Origin of the sequence: Shimia aestuarii (assembly GCF_900114635.1) — a bacterium.
Classification (GTDB): domain Bacteria; phylum Pseudomonadota; class Alphaproteobacteria; order Rhodobacterales; family Rhodobacteraceae; genus Shimia; species Shimia aestuarii.
The window spans coordinates 1-17,781 of sequence record NZ_FOTQ01000020.1; the positions used below are offsets into that span (position 1 = coordinate 1).

The 17,781-nt window shown below is 55.8% G+C and carries 18 protein-coding genes; 6 read left to right on the forward strand and 12 right to left on the reverse strand.

The window, feature by feature from the left end:
* Positions 1–126: 126 nt before the first annotated feature.
* Positions 127–255, forward strand: coding sequence for an HNH endonuclease (locus BMZ35_RS21345; RefSeq protein WP_423227770.1), 129 nt, complete (start codon positions 127–129; stop codon positions 253–255).
* A 659-nt stretch (positions 256–914) separates the two neighbouring features.
* Here BMZ35_RS21345 and BMZ35_RS20225 read toward each other — a convergent pair.
* From BMZ35_RS20225 to BMZ35_RS20240, 6 genes are all read right to left on the reverse strand, one after another.
* On the reverse strand, positions 915–2,090 hold the full coding sequence (locus tag BMZ35_RS20225; RefSeq protein WP_093097158.1) for an adenylate/guanylate cyclase domain-containing protein: 1,176 nt from the start codon (positions 2,088–2,090) through the stop codon (positions 915–917).
* A gap of 223 nt (positions 2,091–2,313) precedes the next feature.
* Complete coding sequence (locus tag BMZ35_RS21015) at positions 2,314–2,490, reverse strand: hypothetical protein (protein ID WP_165610151.1); 177 nt, start codon at positions 2,488–2,490, stop codon at positions 2,314–2,316.
* Positions 2,487–3,782: a DUF6538 domain-containing protein gene (locus BMZ35_RS20230; protein WP_093097160.1), complete on the reverse strand. Its 1,296-nt coding sequence runs from the start codon at positions 3,780–3,782 to the stop codon at positions 2,487–2,489. Before BMZ35_RS20230 ends, BMZ35_RS21015 begins: the two co-directional genes overlap by 4 nt.
* A gap of 34 nt (positions 3,783–3,816) precedes the next feature.
* Positions 3,817–3,999, reverse strand: a complete 183-nt coding sequence (locus BMZ35_RS20235) for a hypothetical protein (RefSeq protein ID WP_093097163.1) — start codon at positions 3,997–3,999, stop codon at positions 3,817–3,819.
* Positions 3,999–4,130, reverse strand: coding sequence for a hypothetical protein (locus BMZ35_RS21265; RefSeq protein WP_278247175.1), 132 nt, complete (start codon positions 4,128–4,130; stop codon positions 3,999–4,001). Before BMZ35_RS21265 ends, BMZ35_RS20235 begins: the two co-directional genes overlap by 1 nt.
* 258 nt (positions 4,131–4,388) lie before the next feature.
* Positions 4,389–4,868, reverse strand: coding sequence for a hypothetical protein (locus BMZ35_RS20240; RefSeq protein ID WP_131814414.1), 480 nt, complete (start codon positions 4,866–4,868; stop codon positions 4,389–4,391).
* A gap of 226 nt (positions 4,869–5,094) precedes the next feature.
* On the opposite strand from BMZ35_RS20240, the gene BMZ35_RS20245 reads away from it, so the two are divergent.
* Complete coding sequence (locus BMZ35_RS20245) at positions 5,095–6,012, forward strand: hypothetical protein (RefSeq protein ID WP_093097168.1); 918 nt, start codon at positions 5,095–5,097, stop codon at positions 6,010–6,012.
* Between the two features lie 772 nt (positions 6,013–6,784).
* On the opposite strand, the gene BMZ35_RS20250 is transcribed toward BMZ35_RS20245, so the two are convergent.
* The 3 genes from BMZ35_RS20250 to BMZ35_RS20260 are packed head-to-tail and all read right to left on the reverse strand — an operon-like array spanning position 6,785 to position 9,079.
* Positions 6,785–8,413, reverse strand: a complete 1,629-nt coding sequence (locus tag BMZ35_RS20250) for a recombinase family protein (protein ID WP_093097170.1) — start codon at positions 8,411–8,413, stop codon at positions 6,785–6,787.
* A complete protein-coding gene (locus BMZ35_RS20255; protein WP_093097173.1) occupies positions 8,413–8,826 on the reverse strand; it encodes a DUF2924 domain-containing protein in 414 nt (137 codons plus the stop codon). Before BMZ35_RS20255 ends, BMZ35_RS20250 begins: the two co-directional genes overlap by 1 nt.
* 4 nt (positions 8,827–8,830) lie before the next feature.
* Positions 8,831–9,079, reverse strand: a complete 249-nt coding sequence (locus BMZ35_RS20260) for a DUF3489 domain-containing protein (protein WP_093097175.1) — start codon at positions 9,077–9,079, stop codon at positions 8,831–8,833.
* A 300-nt stretch (positions 9,080–9,379) separates the two neighbouring features.
* On the opposite strand from BMZ35_RS20260, the gene BMZ35_RS20265 reads away from it, so the two are divergent.
* The 3 genes from BMZ35_RS20265 (at position 9,380) to BMZ35_RS20275 (ending at position 14,429) form a co-directional block, all read left to right on the forward strand.
* Positions 9,380–11,167, forward strand: a complete 1,788-nt coding sequence (locus BMZ35_RS20265) for an ATP-dependent nuclease (RefSeq protein ID WP_093097178.1) — start codon at positions 9,380–9,382, stop codon at positions 11,165–11,167.
* Positions 11,160–12,947 carry an ATP-dependent helicase gene (locus tag BMZ35_RS20270; RefSeq protein ID WP_093097188.1) on the forward strand — a complete coding sequence of 596 codons (1,788 nt, stop codon included), beginning with the start codon at positions 11,160–11,162 and terminating at the stop codon, positions 12,945–12,947. Before BMZ35_RS20265 ends, BMZ35_RS20270 begins: the two co-directional genes overlap by 8 nt.
* 135 nt (positions 12,948–13,082) lie before the next feature.
* A complete protein-coding gene (locus BMZ35_RS20275) occupies positions 13,083–14,429 on the forward strand; it encodes an MvaI/BcnI family restriction endonuclease (protein ID WP_093097179.1) in 1,347 nt (448 codons plus the stop codon).
* Here BMZ35_RS20275 and BMZ35_RS20280 read toward each other — a convergent pair.
* The 3 genes from BMZ35_RS20280 to BMZ35_RS20290 form a co-directional block, all read right to left on the reverse strand.
* Complete coding sequence (locus tag BMZ35_RS20280; RefSeq protein ID WP_093097182.1) at positions 14,402–14,881, reverse strand: very short patch repair endonuclease; 480 nt, start codon at positions 14,879–14,881, stop codon at positions 14,402–14,404. The two genes, BMZ35_RS20275 and BMZ35_RS20280, sit on opposite strands and share 28 nt — an antisense overlap.
* A complete protein-coding gene (gene dcm / locus BMZ35_RS20285; RefSeq protein WP_093097184.1) occupies positions 14,874–16,106 on the reverse strand; it encodes a DNA (cytosine-5-)-methyltransferase in 1,233 nt (410 codons plus the stop codon). The genes BMZ35_RS20280 and dcm overlap by 8 nt, the downstream gene beginning before the upstream one ends.
* A 439-nt stretch (positions 16,107–16,545) precedes the next feature.
* A complete protein-coding gene (locus BMZ35_RS20290) occupies positions 16,546–17,379 on the reverse strand; it encodes a DUF6339 family protein (RefSeq protein ID WP_093097186.1) in 834 nt (277 codons plus the stop codon).
* A gap of 110 nt (positions 17,380–17,489) precedes the next feature.
* Between BMZ35_RS20290 and BMZ35_RS20295 the strand changes: the two genes are divergently transcribed.
* Positions 17,490–17,781, forward strand: a 292-nt coding sequence (locus tag BMZ35_RS20295; RefSeq protein WP_131814415.1) for a transposase, incomplete at its 3' end; no start/stop codon positions are given.

The window sequence follows — 17,781 nt, forward strand, 5'->3', positions numbered from 1 at the left end:
GATGAAAACGGGTGCTGGGTGGCCTCATCCAAGACACGACCAAAGATACGCTACCGGGGGCGGCAAGTCTCAGCGGCGCGGTTCGTCTACTGCGTGGTCAACCGGGCGGTACTCGATGGGTCGACGGTGGTTCGCCATCGATGCCATAACAAGTGCTGCGTCCGGCCAGAGCACCTGATTGAGGGGTCGGCAGCGGATAACAAGCGAGACGACTGGGACTACTGGGCGAATGGGGTCGACTTCGATCTGCTCTAGCCACCTGTGGCGTGGGCCTTCAGCACTCGCACTGGAGGCTCCCGACCCACCCTCAGCACCCGCCACGGGTGCCCGGGGTGCCTTCTCCACCGCTCTCGTAGCACGCTGCCTAGGCTCCAGCATGACCCCAACCACTGGGGCACAAACAGGGGCATTCTCAGGACCCTCGGGGTGCCTGACTTCTTGTTCTACTGATCTTAAGGAAGATGGCTGGGGTGGTAGGAATCCTTGCCTCCCTATGATCGTCCTAGCCTTTTCCTGACCTCCTGAGAAACTGGGGCAGTAACTGGGGCAGTTCTGACGTCCAAGTGTATGAGGACAGGAAGTGGCGGGGCTGGGTCAGATTACTGGGAACTGAACTCGTAGAACCGCTGGTCTCCCCGATCGAACACCTTGATCTTCAGTTGGACATCCCGCCCGCTGCTCAACAGTGCCTTCGACCGGCAGGTCAACTGGGACGCCGACCGAGACACCTGACGAGGGTTCGATAACGCCATTACCCGGTAGGACGCCTCTGCATCGACTGACCGCTGGCGACGCTCTGAAGGTCTTCGCAGGTGATCTCCGATATCGGGCGGTCGGATAGCTCAGCCTGCGTCAGCCAACTGTCCACCTGGCCCGTGGCGCTAACATCAGACAGTCCGAAGTAACTGAACTGTTCAGCCATAGTCCTCAAGCGAGAAAACCCGAACTGGCTTTTCGAATCCTTTGAATGAATGTTCTCCAAGATCCTCTAGGTCAGCGTCTATTAGCCGATAGACCTCATAAGAGCACACCATGCGCTTGCCAAGTGATGCGCCAACCTCAAGTAAGCGTGCGGTCAAGTTTACAGTCGGTCCTACAACGGTGAAATCCATTCGATTGACGCTACCAATATTGCCATAGTGAACGTCGCCAACATTTAGCGCGGCACGAAAGTTGAGGGTTGTTTCGCCTATGGTTTTGTCCACCATCGACATGCGCGTTTCTTCCAGAGTGGCTAGTGCGCCATCAATGGCCGCAATTTGCGCAGACTGGTCGTCAGGTGTCGGAAAGATAGCCATAGCACCGTCCCCAATAAATTTGAGAATTTCACCGCCATTCCTGCACACAGATTCATCAAGAACGGAAAAGAAGCGGTTCAAGTAGCCGATGGTGTCTTCCGGGGCAGCGGTGTTGGAGAATTGCGTAAAGCTCTCGAGGTCAATGAAAAGCACGATAGACGGAATGTTTTCGGTATCACCGCGTCGGATGTTCCCGGTCAGGACCCGCGATCCAGCATCGCGACCGACATAGGTGGACAAAACTGCGACTGTGCTTTCGTGCAATACGAAGCCTTCTGTAACGCGCGCGATAGGCGCCTGGAGACCGCGAAAGACCTCGATCTGGTCCTCATCGAAACCGCCGTTGGCCTTGGTCATAGCGATAGCAACGTTGAGATCAGGCGTGTACCTCGAGTGCAATGGCAGGCAGAGGCTTTGAACATACCCTCTCTTTTGAAGCGCCTTCATGTCGGGCCTTCCGTCGAAATCCGGATTATCCCCGAATGAATAAAGCAGCATCCGTCCAGTATTGCTGCAGACCTGACCCGGCGTTCCGATCCATTGATCGCTTTCTCTGAGCTGACGGGGTGTCAACCGAACTGTTTTGGGGCCTGCGACTTCTGTCCAGAAATCAAACCGTCCGGGCAATTCGGGGTGCATCAACGTCTTATAGATGCCAAAGAAGTCGACAGGAAGGTTGGCTGCTTTCAGGCGGCGACCGATCTCAGCATTAATTTCGCTAAAGCCGTCCGCACCAGGCGCTCCAGCTACCAACCAGGAATTAAGAGCCGAGAGTCTTGGATTTCGATGCATGTGCAGTCTCCTACCAGCACCCTAGCTCAACAGATGACAAAAATCACTTGGCCTCTTCACTGGTGAAATCAGTGTAAATCGACCTCGCAAACATGCCTCCTTTTGGAACTGTTGTCGCTGTTCGTGCCGATAACTGCTTCGGATTCCGAGCCGTCCTTTTTTGCCTGAAGAAAAAAGCAAAGCCAGTCACCCCCGGCCAGCGCGAAGCCAGCCGAGGGAAGTCTTAGGGCACCTTTCGGTTGACCACGTAGTCAGCGAGCCACTGCCAGTAGGCGTCGGCATCAGCGAACCCCTGAGCCTTCGCAGCCAAGTTCTCCGCCTCAGAACGAGAAAGACCGCCATCGTACTCAGCGATAGCGGCCCTTTCCTCGAAAGCATCGATGTCGGGTATCCGGTTCATGGCGAGCACCCCGCTGGCAACCTGATCTGATCCACAATCGACCGCTTCTGCTCATCAGAGATGCCGGCGGAGTAGATGCTGTAGGTGATCCCGTTCTCAGATCGGGCCGACTTGTGACCAACGATGCTGGCAGTGAAGTGCTCAGGAACGCCTGTCCGTTCGAATTGGGTGATGAACCACTTGCGGGTGGAGTGGAACACCAGCCCCGGTCTCTCCAGCCCCAGCGCCTCCCTCATCGCCGCGAACCCCTTGGTCACGTGGTTAACGCTAAGGTCAGGGAACAGCGGCCCCTCGGTTGGCAGGTCGCGCAACAGGTCGTCCAGAACCGGATGTACCGGAACCATCCGCTCCGCCGCGTCCGTCTTCAACAGGCGCAAGTCGTTAGGGCGCACATGAACAAACGACCCCAGATTGCCCTTGGCCACGAAGTCCTCCCGGAGCAACCCCGCTGCCTCTCCCGCGCGCATTCCCGACAACAGGCAGAACAAGAGCAACTGACGCAGGCGCTGATCCTTGGTGGTCAGCATCCGCACCACCTCGTCGTCAGTCGGCACTGCATAGGGCTGAGGGCGCACCTTCTGATCGAAGGGAACCGTTCGAAAAGGGTTGGCCTCCAGTTTCCCCTCGTAGACGCACCAGTCGAGGAAGTGATTGACCTGCGACCAGATACGCTTCTGGGTTCGTGTCGTGATCCGGGCCGATCCATAAGACGAGTACCGCACCAACTGGTCCAGCGACAGGCCTCTGGTTGTCTCCGATCGACCTATGGTTGGAGAAAGCTGGCTGATCAGCGACAGGAACTCCCGCCCCTCGGTGCGCGTCAGGCCGCACAGGCTATGCTCCCCGTATCGGCTGATGAACAGACCAACGGAGTAGCGCACTGACTTGAAGCCTCCCGGACGCAGCTCGTCGGAACGCCGACCAAGGTAGGTTCGTCCTACTTCCTGAACGTAAACCTTGGTGGGCTGGACGAGCTTCAGGAAGTCCCTCGACTTGGGCACGCCTCCAGAGTGTGCCAGAGAGGCCCGCAGGTGCTCCAGAACCTCTCCTGGATCATCAGGGCCATCCAGAACGGGAAGCGTTGCCTGAGCGCCCTCTCTGACGCTCTCCAGCGTTGCCTCGTAGCGGGCGTTGACCTCAGCGGCTCTACGCCGTGCAGTTGCCGGATCACCGGTCTTGAGCGATTGCTTGAGGGCTTGCTGACCAAGGACCATCGCCACGTCCTTGGGCCAGTTGCGCCTGAACAGCCACGTGTGACCCTTCAAGTACGCATACTTGATCTGAGCAGACATCTGTCTCCTCCTGTGTTGGTTATTGGGATTGCCTTCAGTCTTCCGGGACGATGCCGACGATCATGTCGAAGTCTGGTTCGCCGTATTCACCGGCCAGCGGGCCAGTCAGCGAGTAGCCACCGACGCAGTCGTCAAAGATGTAGTCGATGCGGAAGGTGTGTTCGGGGATGTCATCGAAGGCGCGAATGATCACCACGGTCCCTTCAGCGAGCTCCATCAGCCGCCGAAGAGCAAGGTCAGGACCCACGCCGCGAACAACGTCGCCACGATCTCCTGCTCCCAGCTCAGCCGGGACTTGGGGGTGTTGCGGGCCTCACGAGCCAGACCCTTCAATAGTTTGATAAGCATGAGAAACCTCCATGATTGCTATCATGTTAGGTACGCGAGGTTCCTCGGTTTCTCGGGGAGCGGAAGGCCCTTAGGTGCAAGTCGTTCAAGGCGCGGAGAAGGTCCGGTTCGAGCCCTCTTGCTGAGCCTTAGTGGTTCCAGCATCATCCGTTGCGAAGGGCGGAAATCGGTCAATCGCTGCACGTTGCGCAAAGGACTCCTATGCGGACAAAGCTGCCACTATGTGAGTTGTGTGAATGACTGCTTCGCATTGGATCGCTAACGAGCGCGGCTGGAGATAATGATCAGATTGCGAACTGTATCATGCACCAAAATCAAATTATCCCTTAGTTCGATGAAGTAGCCTTGCTGTTCCGCGGAGTAGTATTCTGAAAGTTGCCTCAGCCCGGTGATCGTTTGAGCTTCAAGATCAAAACATTCATTGCCGTCAAACAGTGCTTGCGTTGCGAACGAGGCGTCCTCAACTTTTCCAGCGAGCGGAAGTTGATACCATTCACTTGAGGAATGATCTGGCTTCGATAACGGAACATCCAAGTGTTGGGTGCTGTCTGGGAGCTGGTAGATCGACAACGCGCAGACCAAAATGTCTCGCTTATTGTAAATGGACGGCGCTGTTGACACTTCCGCGGGAAGGTACTCTCGAAGTACTTCGCCGTCGAAACTGCAAGCTGCAAGAGTTATCGCAGATCCCAAAAGCCAAAGTGCTCGCACCCGAGAATGCTTCATCACGTCCTTCACACTTTCCCAATAAACAACAGAGCGGACATTAGCGACTTTGCAGAAATACAGTAAAAACGGTCTCAGAGCAGTGATCCACCTGAAAAAGCCAGATGACCGCCGCGTGGGACGGAGTTGCCGTTCGCTTCGGCCTTCCAAATGTCGATTTTGTTGTAGTCAGGGTTGTCACCATTTATACTATTCTGACTTAGGTTTTGCATGACCCGATTTGGATTTTGCACTCAGTATGTTTGAAGATTACCCAAAATGGGCAACGGCAGCCGCAGAATTTCTTACGGGCAATCTGCCAAGAGATAGAGACCGGCCAGGCTGGAATGACCATGCGTCAACGGCGTATCAGATAGGTTGCACGGGTTTGGTTAGACTGGGTTTTGCCGATGCAACGAATTGGGGGGCAATACCAAAGGCTCATCCAGAACAGCCTGAAAATTTGCCACGATGGGACGACATATGCATCGCTGTTCTTTGGCTCGCGCAGCAACATAAAAAGTTGTCGTATCGCTCGCCGGACGGAACCTCCCCACCGGACCGTATCGGTAGAGCCTTTGTCATCGCGAGGAAGGACGCTCCAACACCCCCACCTCCAAATATTGCTGAGCGTTTTGGATTGGGCCCCGCGCACTGCCAACCAGAAGTTCTAAAACTACTCGAGCAGCTTGGCCTGATCGCAGGTGGAGGCTGGACCGAGGAAGCCGTTTTCGTGTTATGGCGAACGTCACCCAAAGATTGGGCTCTAGACTATGGTAAAGATGATCGTTTTCTGGACGCAGTTCAAAAAGCGGTTGCCTTTATGCCTGAAGAAATTGCCTCCGAGATATCAAAGCTGATTGTTATCAACGATGATGACATCGGCGCGCTTATCAATCGGCATGCCGAGATAATCGCTGAAGGCCGCGAAAAGTACGGGCCAAAGGCACGTTTGGGTGAGGTCCCATCACAGGAACGAGCCCGGCGATCCCTGGAATTCTCACGGCGAAACGAATTGGATTGGTTGTTTTTCCGCCGCTGGAGAATTGATGACGGGTGGCTTTCTGAGAAAGCGGCAAACTGCACTGTGCCAATATTTCACGATCGACTCGCGATTTCGATGCGCAAGTCAGTGCTTCAACGAATACACCCTACAAAGCCGCAATTCTTCGAATGAAATTGCAGGTTTATTCGGGTAGAAATTTAGACCTTAAGTTTTGTTAGCCGACATTCGTTCTTCCGGCAGCATCCGTCACTTTGGGCTCGTTCCGGCCGATCGCTGAATCAACCATCAAGGTCGGCTGTGAACCGGACGCATCAGATTAGATAGGTTGTTCCGAGGTCGGCATAGTCCGCATGGAAGCCCTTGGTCTGTCCATCAGCGACCTTGAGCTGCCCGCCCGATCTCGGAGATCACCTGCGAAGACCTTCAGAGCGTCGCCAGCGGTCAGTCGATGCAGAGGTGTCCTTCCGGGTGCTGGAGCTATCGAACCCTCGTCAGGTGTCTCGGTCGGCGTCCCAGTTGACCTGCCGGTCGAAGGCACTGTTGAGCAGCGGGCGGGATGTCCAACTGAAGATCAAGGTGTTCGATCGGGGAGACCAGCGGTTCTACGAGTTCAGTTCCCAGTAATCTGACCCAGCCCCGCCACTTCCTGTCCTCATACACTTGGACGTCAGAACTGCCCCAGTTACTGCCCCAGTTTCTCAGGAGGTCAGGAAAAGGCTAGGACGATCATAGGGAGGCAAGGATTCCTACCACCCCAGCCACACACTTCCCTATTCTGAGACGCTGAGTCTTTGCCGCGCGAATGTCGCGTGTTTTCGGACGCTTGGCAGACAGGAATTTCAGCAGAGACGCAGACAAGAGCACGAACAGGGCCGATTTCACGCCGTAGTCTCTGTTTGCGATTCCGGCGGTACTAGTTTGCGCGTTTCAGGTTTTTTTTGTTTCAGAGTGCGGCGAACTGCTCGCGCTGCTCTGACCAGACAGCCGAGAAGCGGGTCTTGATCAGGTAGTCCGTGGTGAGACCATCTGGCTGCTCGCCGGCGGCAATGCGGTCAAGAACGTCAGGCGAAAGCAATGCGAGATTGACCACGTCCTGCACACGGCGTTTCGAGACCCCATCGGAGTCGGCGATTTCAGAGAAGGTTTTACCCGCGATGACCATTGCCAGCCAGCTGCGCCCCTTCATGATGTTCTGCACCAGCGTTCTGTCGATCTCTGCCGGTGGTTCTCCGAGGTGCAGTTTCAGTTCCACACCACGCCGGCGCATCTGAAATGGAGCTTCGATTGTCAGTTCACCCAGATTGATCTGCTCCGGTTTGCGGCCAAGGCGGTCAGCAAGCATTGCCATGTCCAGCCGTACCGTAAGGCAACCCTGTCGCAGACCGACTCGTTCGATCAAAGCCAGTCGTTCCGTTGCATCGCCCTGATCCTGAAGCTTTTTCGATACGTCTGTCAGTTCGGCTGCCGTCAAACCTTCGGTCATTGCGACCGCCGCGCCGGGTCTGGTCAGATGTTGCCCAATCAGTTCAGCCAGCAAGCCCTCCACCTGATCTGCGGGTAGCCGCCAGGCATCCGGATGTTTCCGGCTGCGATCTTTGACCAGTCTGCGGGAAATATAGTAGCGAAGTCGTTTACCGTTCTTTCGGCTGTGGCTGGGCGTCAGACGATCGCCGGTTTCATCAAAGAGCTTGCCCGCCAGAGGGGATCTTGTCGCCTTTTGTCTGGAGCCGCGAGCAACGGCTGCCCCACTCTGCATCATGTCCTGAACTTTGTCCCAAACCACAGGTTCAATGATGGCTGGATGCTGTCCATCATAGACCTTTTGTTTGTGCCGGATGCGACCCGCATAGACCGGGTTGCTCAGGATATGCTGGAGATGACCGCGTTCGAAGTGCGTTCCTCCCGAGATCCGACCGCCCGCTCGTTCACGGCGCCGCGATCTGAGGTCGAGTTCCTCCGCGCGTTCTTTCACATCCCGCAGCGTGCCAAGTTTCAGATAGAGGTCAAAAAGCGTCCTGATCGTTTCAGCTTCAGCCTCGTCGATCTTCAGTGTTCGGCCATCCGGCTGATAGCCAAGCGGAACGCTTCCTCCCATCCACATACCCTTCCGCTTGGAGGCGGCGATTTTGTCCCGGATACGCTCGGCGGTGACCTCACGTTCAAATTGGGCAAAGCTGAGTAGCATGTTCAAGGTCAGGCGCCCCATGCTGGTGGCGGTGTTAAAGCTTTGCGTGACAGATACGAAAGATGTCTCAGCCGCATCCAGCCGGTCAACCAGCTTGGCGAAGTCGGCCAGAGAACGCGTCAGGCGGTCGATCTTGTAGACCACGATCTGATCAATGCGTTTCTCGTCCACAGCCCGCATCAGACGCTGAAGCGCCGGGCGATCCAGGTGACCGCCCGATATGCCACCGTCATCATAGTGATCGGGCAGCAGTTCCCAGCCCTCGTGCTTCTGGCTGGCGATATAGGCCTCACAGGCTTCCCGCTGGGCATCCAGCGAGTTGAAGTCCTGCTCCAGACCGTCTTCCGAGCTCTTACGGGTATAGATGGCACAGCGGATCCGGCGCATTACTGAACCCCAAAGAAGCGTGGTCCGGACCAGCGGGCGCCTGTGATATGCCGTGCCAAAGCTGACAGGGACCGCCATGTCCTGCCATCCATGACATAGCCGCCGTCAATCACCTCAATCTGGTAAGTGCGCCCGTTCCATTCCCGAACCAGGTGCGATCCTGGTTTGGCCACCGTCGGCGGCGCGTTTCCCGATGTGATCTGTTTCAATTGGCGTTCCGTCTTCGCCGATAACCCGCCCAGCAATCGATTCTGCAGCTGCCAGATCAGCACCCGTCTCATGAACTGAGGTGAGAGATACTTCGGTGGAAGACGGCCAAATGCCTCTCGCCATTGATCGAGGCACCCGGGCCGGTCCAACTCCTCGACCGCAACGATCGCGTCTTCAAGTTTGTGGATGTTGTCTGTCGCCATGACCTCAGCCCTCACCCGCGATCCGATAGATCGAGCCCTTGTCGGTATCGGCTCGCTCGACAACCGTTCCGGCTTTGCGCAGCGTCGATATTGCAGCACGCGCTGTATGCGGCTGCCAGCCGAAGGCCTCCTGCATCTGTGTAATCGAGGCGCCGGACTTGCGGTTCAGCAGCCTAACCAGTTGTTGCTGACGGTTGGGACTTGCTTTGACCTGTTTAGACGCTGGCGCTTTGGGTTTGGTCTTGATGGACATCGTCTTTCTCCACTCTGCGGGCAAAGGCCAATCCCTCGCCCCGTACTGAGTGGAGCCCGGCAATCCCGGGCAACCTGGAAGGTGCGAACACTACCGCTCCACAACGCACCGAAGTCCAGTCGTTTCTGAAAGAAGGGCGGGAAGCTGACGTTGGCTGCGGAAGCGCAGACTCCCCGCTCTGGACGCGGAGCTGTTATTCGCGAACCCACTTATTCGCTCTTTGCGGGCTTTCCCTATTGAAAGAAACTGTTAGGGTTGTAGGCATGGATCATCAGTATAAACTTTGAATTGAGGCCAATCGTGCATCTCTCCCGAATAAAAATTGAGAACTTTCGGAACTTCGCCGACCTCGATGTTCGGTTAGGCGGCAATCTAGTTGTCGTGGGCGAGAACCGCGTCGGCAAGAGCAACCTACTTCATGCCCTAAGGCTCATTTTTGATCCCTCGCTACCCGATAGCGCGCGGCAGCTTGGACTATCAGACTTCTGGGATGGACTCGCAGAGCTCACGAAGGAGGACAGGATACTGGTCAGCGTCGAGATCAAAGAATTTGAGGATGATCCAGACATCCTCGCGACGCTCACCGATTTTCGGCTCAATGATGACCCAGAAACCGTTCGCCTGACCTACGAGCTCAGGCCGATAGCTGATCTGGATGGCGAACCTGGAGCCGCGGAGGACTACGAATTCATCTGCTATGGGGGTGAGAGCGAGACCAAGACCTTCGGCCACAAACTCAGACGGCGGATCACGATGGATGTCCTGCCGGCGCTTCGCGATGCCGAGAGCGACCTTTCTGTTTGGCAGCGATCACCGCTGCGACCGCTCATCGAAGAAGCGTTCAAGGGCGTTGACGCTGAAGAGCTTGAGGAAATCGGAGAGGCCATCGAAGAAGCGACGGCGAAAGTCACCCAGTTTGATGAAGTGGCGGCCCTTGAAAAAAGCATTGCTGATCTCTTCCAAGAAATGAGCGGGGAGAAGCAAGACATCCATCCTAAGCTTGGCTTCAGTCCCACTGACCCTGCACGGCTTTACCGCGCGGTGAGGTTATTGATCGACGAAGGTGAGCGCGGGATCAGCGATGCCAGCCTCGGATCAGCCAACCTGGTTTTCCTAACGCTGAAGTCTCTCGAACTACGAAGACTCATCGAGGAAAATCATCGCGATCATACCTTCCTAGCGATCGAAGAGCCGGAAGCCCATTTGCATCCGCATCTTCAACGGTCGGTCTATCGTCACGTATTCACGGAAGCGCAGGAAGGTGGTGCGCCCCTTTCGATTATTTTGACGACGCATTCGCCGCACATTGCGAGCGTTGCACCCTTAAGATCCGTAGTGCTGCTCAAGGATGAAGGCGATGATGGAACGAAAGGCTATGCGACGCAATCGATCAGTCTTGAGTCGAAAGAAGCCGACGACATCGCAAGATACCTAGACGTTACGCGCGCCGAAATCCTGTTCGCGCGCGGCGTTTTGTTGGTGGAAGGTGATGCAGAACGCTTTCTAGTTCCCGCGTTCGCAGAAGCCTTGGGTAAGTCGCTCGACGAACTGGGCATCACCGTCTGCTCAGTTGCGGGTACAAATTTTCGGCCCTACGCGAAATTCTTGGTCGGTCTCGGTATCCCGTTTGCTGTCATCACAGACTGGGACCCGAGAGAGGGCAAAAGCCCCCTTGGTTGGAATCGATCCTTGCGCCTCGTTGCAGCCATAGAGACCCAGCGCACCGGAGAGAAGCCAGAGGCGCTTATCGAAGAACTTAAAGAACTTGACGAAGATGATTTTGCCGAGCGTTGCGAAGAGTTTGGAGTGTTTTCGAACCTCACGACTCTGGAGACTGACCTGTTCGCTGAGGGTTTTGCGCCAGCAATTTTCTCCGTTCTGAATGAATACAAGCTGAGTGCGGCGCGGAAGGAAAAAATCAAGGCATGGGAAGATGATCCGACCAAGCTCGATCCTGAAGAGCTCCTAAAAATGATCGATGGGATTGGCAAAGGTCGGTTCGCGCAGCGAATGCTATCTTACGTCGATGGCATCGACCCTCCAGACTATATCACCCGCGCCATAGAGTTCGTTGCTGATCGTGTCTAATCGCGGGCTTTATCTTCGAGCCGCCGAGGAGCTTCGCCCGAACGAAGGCCAATGGGCAGCGTACGAATCCGAGGGGCACTGCGTGGTTATTGCAGGACCTGGGAGCGGCAAGACGAAGACCCTAACTGTCAAGCTTGCGCGCATTCTTTCAGAGGACGTGCACGAGCCACGCGGCGTTGCCTGCATCACCTACAACAACGAATGCGCACGTGAGCTAGAACAGCGCCTCCAGGCACTTGGCATCGAGGCGGGGGAAAGGGTTTTCATCGGAACGGTTCACTCCTTCTCCCTGAAGCAGATCATTCTGCCCTATGCGGAAGTTGCTGGCATGGGGTTGCCCGACGATTTCCAAGTCGCATCCAACGGCGAGCAACGCGGTGCATTGGAACGTGCTTACGACCGTATCATTGCGGAAGGAGACGATCCGCACGCGCGCTGGAGGAACCAGCTTGACCGCTACCGCCGTCGTTACCTTGATCGCGACAGTCCCGAATTCTTGGAGACGGATGGCGTCTTGGCTGAACTCGTGCTTGCCTACGAAGAAGAATTGCGTGCGGCAGGGCTCATCGATTTCGACGATATGACACTACTATCGTTGCGCGCCCTAAAGGAGCACGAATGGCTTCGTGAGGCGATCAAGGCGAAGTATCCAGTCTTGATCGTGGATGAATACCAAGACCTCGGGCGCGCGCTTCACCAGATGGTCATGGGCTTGTGCTTTACTACAGGTATCCGCCTCTTCGCGGTTGGCGATGTCGATCAGTCAATCTATGGCTTCACGGGCGCAGCACCGGGGCTGCTTCAGCGCCTATCGGAGCGCGATGATGTCGAGACCGTCAGGCTACGCCTGAACTATCGCTGCGGCTCGGAGATCGTACGTGCATCACAATTCGCTCTTGGCGAAGAACGCGGATACGAAGCCCCCGAAGACGCTGCCGAGGGCACGGTCTATTTTCACCCACTTCAAGGAAGATACGAAGCACAAGCCGCATATGTTTTCGACACGCTTTTGCCAGAAGCGTTGGAGAGGCATCCCAATCTACAGCTGGGTGATGTCGCGATCCTTTACCCTGCGGCATGGCTGGGGAACATATTGGCCGAAGCTGCCGCTGAACGTGGCCACGCGACCATTCGTGCTGACAATCAGGCGATTTATCCACGTTCCAGCCGTTTGATGCGCTGGCTTGAACAGAGCGCAATTTGGTGCTGCGATGGATGGAGATCAGGTAATCCGCGCTTTTCGCGGATCGTGGGCGAAGCCAATAGGATGTTTTCCGACGCCTTGCAGACTGATGCAGCCCGCATGGAGTTCCAGAGAGCCCTCTTAAGGCTCTTGTGGGAACGGCGCGACAGCACGCTTAGCCTTCACGACTGGCTGGGCGCGCTGCGGCAAGAGCCTCTGGTCGAAGTCTTTAGTCGTTCGCGAACGCTCGTCGATGAGAGCGAGAAGCTTGACGATCTGATCTCAAAAACAGCGCCTGGAGAACCGCATGAAGAAATGAGTCTCGGCCAGTTTTGCGGGCATGGCGAGGGCAATAACCGCATCAACCTGACAACGCTGCACAGTTCGAAGGGCAGAGAGTTTCGCGTAGTCGTGATGTTCGGAATGGATGAGGGTGGCATCCCAAGAAGAAGGCCGAGTGAACGAGAGATCATGGAAGCGCGCCGCCTGTTTTATGTTGGGTTTACCCGCGCAGAAACCGAAATTCACATTGTTTGCACACGGGATAAAGCCTCGCGTTTTGCAGTAGAGCTAGCGACACGGCTCAGCGAAAAATAACACAGCTTCCTGATCGATTTGCGTGGTTGTCTTGATTGGCGTGCCGCATTGCAGCGACGAAAGCAATCGCCAAAGTCGGCTTAGGGCCGTTGCCCCCCATTGTACCTGACACAACCATCGCGCTAGTGTCCGCACATGGGTATTTCATCAATCGATCAGTTCCGAAATTTATTCAGTGATGCGGGTGTTGACCGAATTTACGTTAAGGTTCTCGCCCCCAAACAGGACAACGACAAAAACCAGATTGTGCTCGCCAGCCAGCTTGAAGGTCTGGTCAACGCATTCCCGGTCCGCGAAATTCGTCTGCGCGAACCAAGCAGCAGCACGAAGAAACGAAACTCAGCCGCAGGTCGGCCAATTACAGAGGCGCACCTCAACTTTTTCTGGCTGGATGGAAAAGGCAACCGGTTCCATGCCCCGGACACGAAGCTGATTGAATATTTTCAGTATCCGGAAGCCCGGCTGTCGGGATTCTTAAAAGGCTGCAAATGGGCACCCGCTGCAATCCGACGAACCAAACAGGCCGAGTTCGGAAAACGCATCCTCGGGATTGGAGCCAATCGGGTTGGTGAAATCTTCGGGCAGCTTCTGACCGAACGTGATGACCCGGTCGTAGCGGATTTTCCCGAACTCGCGCCCTCGGGCATCTCGGGTGTGCTTGGCATCCTGAATGTCACCGGCGACGCAACGGTGACGCCGCAGGAACAGCTGACCCGCGAGCTTCGGGGGATTGTCGCTGCCGGCTGGCACCCGTCTGTCAGAAACAAGGGTGGCACCATCGTTCCGTTCAAAGGAAACCAGGGCGCCGGATACACGCTGGAGGCCCTGCTCGGTGTCGAGACCAACGCCCTAAAAGAACCCGATGCCTATGGTCATGAAATCAAATCCTTCAGAGGTGATAAGATCAGCCTGATGACGCCGACGGCGGATATGGGCGTAGAGGGCGGTCTGAGGTTTCGTGATTTCATGATGACCTATGGCTGGGAGGGGAAAAAGGGAGACGGCTCTCACCGCTTTACGGGCGTGCATCGCGCGGGAAAACGGAGCAACTCGACCGGATACCTTCTCCGGGTCTCAGGATTTGACCCTGTGAGCGGCAAGTTCAGCGACAACCCGGATGAAATCTTCGTTGGAATCTCAGATCCGGACACCGACAATCTGATTGGTGGGTGGTCCCTCGAGAAACTGGCTAATTCCTGGAACACAAAACACGCGCTGGCGGCCTATGTACCCGCCGGTTTCCGGAAGGATCCTGATGGCGGCGGTGATCAATACTGTTTCAACGCACCCTGGTTCATGTGTGAAGGCACCGATGTCTGGCGGCTGCTGCGCGCGATCGCATCAGGTCTGGTCTACTATGACCCTGCCCACACAATCTACGCTAACGGCAGCGCGAAGGTCCGGCCGCAATGGCGGATCGGGACATCGCGCCTGGAAGCGGCGCTCAGGGAGCTCTACGCAAGGGTGTCAGTGGTTTCCTGATCCCGGCCTTCAACCAGGCACTGTTCCGCGTTCCCCTTTAGCCATTCGCAAAGAAGATCCAGAACGGTTACTGATTCGAGGCGGCGTTTCCCCTTCAATGCACATTCCCAGACGATACCAACACGCCAGCCTGCTGCTTTCAGTTCAGCCTGGTTCTTCTGATCCCGTTCCACGTTCCCGCCGATCTTGTCCCGCCAGAACTCCTCCCGGGTTTTCGGCCATTTGAACAGCGGACAGTCATGCCCGTGCCAGAAACACCCGTTCACAAAGATCACGGCCCGGTATCTGGGCAGAATCAGATCCGGTCTCCCGGGCAGTTTGCGATTGTGCAGGCGATAGCGAAACCCGCGGGCGTGCAGCCCTCGACGAATGACAAGCTCGGGTTTGGTATCAGCGCCCCGGATTGCCGCCATATTGCGGCTGCGGGTTTCCCGATCGTGGACGTCAGCCAACTTTGCGAGCCGGTTTGGCCTCCTGAGCCGTCAGGATCGACCGAATATGCGGCTCCATCACCCGCGCGACTTCGGCGAAGACCGGCACGGCCACCGAGTTCCCAAACTGCTTGTAGGCCTGTGTATCTGAGACCGGGATTCTGAAATCTTCCGGGTAGCCCATCAGACGGGCACATTCACGGGGGGTTAGACGCCGGGGATTGTTCCCCTCACCACGGCTCACCAGGATTTCGGAGCCGTCTTTGTAGTACCGTGCGGACAGGGTTCGGGCGATGCCGTCACCATCCACCAAACCAAAGCCAAATCCATTGCCTTTGGCTTTGTGTTTCGCAGCATAGTCCTGCAGGTATTTCCAGAGCTTGTCGGTCAGGGTGTATTTGTCGCTAACGGTGGCGTCGTTGCCCAGGGTATAGTGCCCTTCCGGGTTTTCGATGCCGTTTTCCGGGTGCAGGATATCCCGCATACGCCTCTGTCCGCGGGGTGGCAAGACAACATCATCAAAGCTGAACGGCACGTCTTCACGGAAGCCGACAATTACGATCCGTTCCCGACCCTGTGGGACAAAGTGTGCCGCATCAAGAACCCGAGGATCAGGCACATAGTAGCCCAGTTCATCCCGGAGCTTGCGCATAATAACTTCAAAGGTCCGGCCCTTGTCGTGGCTACGCAGGTTCTTCACGTTTTCCAGCATAAAGGCTGCCGGGCGGTGATGCTTCAGGATCCGCAGTACATCGAAGAAGAGCGTGCCCTGGGTCTCATCATCAAAGCCGTGGGCGCGGCCAAGTGCGTTCTTTTTCGAGACGCCGGCAATCGAAAACGGCTGGCAAGGGAAACCCGCGACCAGAACATCATGTTCCGGGATATCGGCTGCTTCGATTTCGGTGATGTCTCCAGCGATGGGACGGTTGTCGGCAAAGTTGGCATCATAGGTCTGCTGGGCAAATCGATCCCATTCCGAGGTGAACACACAGCGGCCGCCGGCGCTCTCCATGGCCTTTCTCAGGCCTCCGATGCCGGCGAAGAGGTCGATAAAGGAAAACGCGGATCCGGAGGTGTCGGGCTGGCGCGCTGCGGCTTCCATGCGCAGGAGATTCATCACGCCGTCGCGCGGGGCTTCCTCACCGCGTTTCCAGCGATAGATATGACTTTCAGAGTAGCCGAGGATTTCTGCGGCCTCAGAAACCGAATGGCCGGTTTTCTGCAACAATAATTCAAACTCGGTCATTCTGCTCGCCCTCCGTGCCCACGCTCAGATTTTCGCTGGGATTTTTTTTGCCACTATGGCGACAGGATTCCCTCGAAGCAAGAACAAAATAAAAACATCACAGCTAACCTGAAGTTAGTCATTGTCGATGGCCGCCTGCCGCACTGTCATGTTCAGCCCCCAACCGCTGAACTTGTGTGAACTCTGCCGAAGCCCCATACGCACCCGCTGCGCCTATACCCTCCGTAGACACAACACGCGAGCTAATCGGAGATCCTTAGATGCCAAAAAACCAAAAACCCGACACAATTTCGCCCAAGGCCTCAATTTCCCCCCTGTATAAAGCTCAGCCGGAAGCGGGGGATGCAATTGGGTAGCCTGATCTGACTGGTCCGATATGATTGTTAGTGCATGACTGGCCTCTGGTCCATCTGGATGATGGTTTCAGAGGCTGCTCGAGCTAGGCAGCTTTGTTGGACTTTTTGACGTTGTCGTGAGCGTCATCCCGGCATCGCAGAAGTACTTCATCGGCTTTTCCGTCTGACAAGGCTTCAAAAAGAACACCACTGCCCCGAAAGTTGAGCGCTTTCAAAAACTCCCGAAAAGTCGCTTCTGTGTTGTAAACATCCGGATGGCTGCGCATCACGCGGATGATGCCGCGTAGCAAACTTGGTCGATTGCTCAACATGGGGCGTTCCACGAGGTTCGAACGGATATCTGCCGTTCTCAACAACTCTCTCAGAACTCCCTCCTTGTCCTGCGAATCCACGCGTTCAGCAATGAATGCGTTCCACCAGAGGCGCGAAATCGCGTGATCATCCCGATAACCAGTTCTCCCTCGCGCAAAGTAGTGCGTTTCAACCTGCCTGATGTTCTCATGACGTATCTGTTTTCGTTGTCCCGCAGCCTTTTCTTTCGATCCGGTGAGGCTCCCAAACAAACCGGACTTTTCCTTTGGCTCATCTTTCAAGGGCCAGCGCTGGCGGGCGTATTCCAACCCCTCAAAGTGGGTCATACGCGTCCAGACGCGTTCCTCTGTCGCGAGCGCTGGCGTCATCCCTTGAAATGAGTCGGAAACGATTAACGAGTTCGAAACTTCAACAGCACTTCCAACTGCCGGATCAAGCTCCTTTAGTTTCTCTGCATCGACTTCCACGGATGATAACTCCATAGACCAGCCATTTAGGTTAGAGCAGTCGTCAAAACCCTCGCCGTGATATCTCTCAAGGTTCGCCGGAACATTTGCTTTTAGTTCAGCCAAAATGCTTTCGGAGACGTATTTCAACTTAGCCATTGTCTGTCAGCTCCATAAACGAATTTCCCAGTTTCTCGATCGGAGAACTGAGGTGCCCCTAGATTTGTAGACGCTTTGCTTGGTAATTTTGGAAGCAAAGGAAGACGCAAATGCCAGGGCAAATTCGCTACTCAGATGAGTTCAAAATCGACGCGGTGTCACAGGTCACAGAGCGTGGATATTCGGTCAAAGAGGTTGCTGAACGTCTCGGGATCAGCACCAAATCGCTCTACACTTGGATGGCACAATTCTCAAAGCCGCAAAGGCAGACGGACCAAGAAGCGGAGGTCAGGCGTCTTAAGAAGGAACTGGCCCGCGTGACCGAGGAGCGTGACATCTTAAAAAACCGTTCCGGGCCGCGACCCGCCTGTGCGCGGTATAAACAGCCTGTGCTATGCTTCG

Coding starts and splice junctions, on each gene's coding strand:
- BMZ35_RS21265 (WP_278247175.1), bottom strand. CDS start 4,130: ATGCTTATCAAACTATTGAAGGGTCTGGCTCGTGAGGCCCGCAACACC.
- BMZ35_RS20250 (WP_093097170.1), bottom strand. CDS start 8,413: ATGCGCCGGATCCGCTGTGCCATCTATACCCGTAAGAGCTCGGAAGAC.
- BMZ35_RS20290 (WP_093097186.1), bottom strand. CDS start 17,379: ATGGCTAAGTTGAAATACGTCTCCGAAAGCATTTTGGCTGAACTAAAA.
- BMZ35_RS20255 (WP_093097173.1), bottom strand. CDS start 8,826: ATGGCGACAGACAACATCCACAAACTTGAAGACGCGATCGTTGCGGTC.
- BMZ35_RS20275 (WP_093097179.1), top strand. CDS start 13,083: ATGGGTATTTCATCAATCGATCAGTTCCGAAATTTATTCAGTGATGCG.
- BMZ35_RS20230 (WP_093097160.1), bottom strand. CDS start 3,782: ATGTCTGCTCAGATCAAGTATGCGTACTTGAAGGGTCACACGTGGCTG.
- BMZ35_RS20260 (WP_093097175.1), bottom strand. CDS start 9,079: ATGTCCATCAAGACCAAACCCAAAGCGCCAGCGTCTAAACAGGTCAAA.
- BMZ35_RS20235 (WP_093097163.1), bottom strand. CDS start 3,999: ATGGAGCTCGCTGAAGGGACCGTGGTGATCATTCGCGCCTTCGATGAC.
- BMZ35_RS20245 (WP_093097168.1), top strand. CDS start 5,095: ATGTTTGAAGATTACCCAAAATGGGCAACGGCAGCCGCAGAATTTCTT.
- BMZ35_RS21015 (WP_165610151.1), bottom strand. CDS start 2,490: ATGAACCGGATACCCGACATCGATGCTTTCGAGGAAAGGGCCGCTATC.
- BMZ35_RS20225 (WP_093097158.1), bottom strand. CDS start 2,090: ATGCATCGAAATCCAAGACTCTCGGCTCTTAATTCCTGGTTGGTAGCT.
- dcm (WP_093097184.1), bottom strand. CDS start 16,106: ATGACCGAGTTTGAATTATTGTTGCAGAAAACCGGCCATTCGGTTTCT.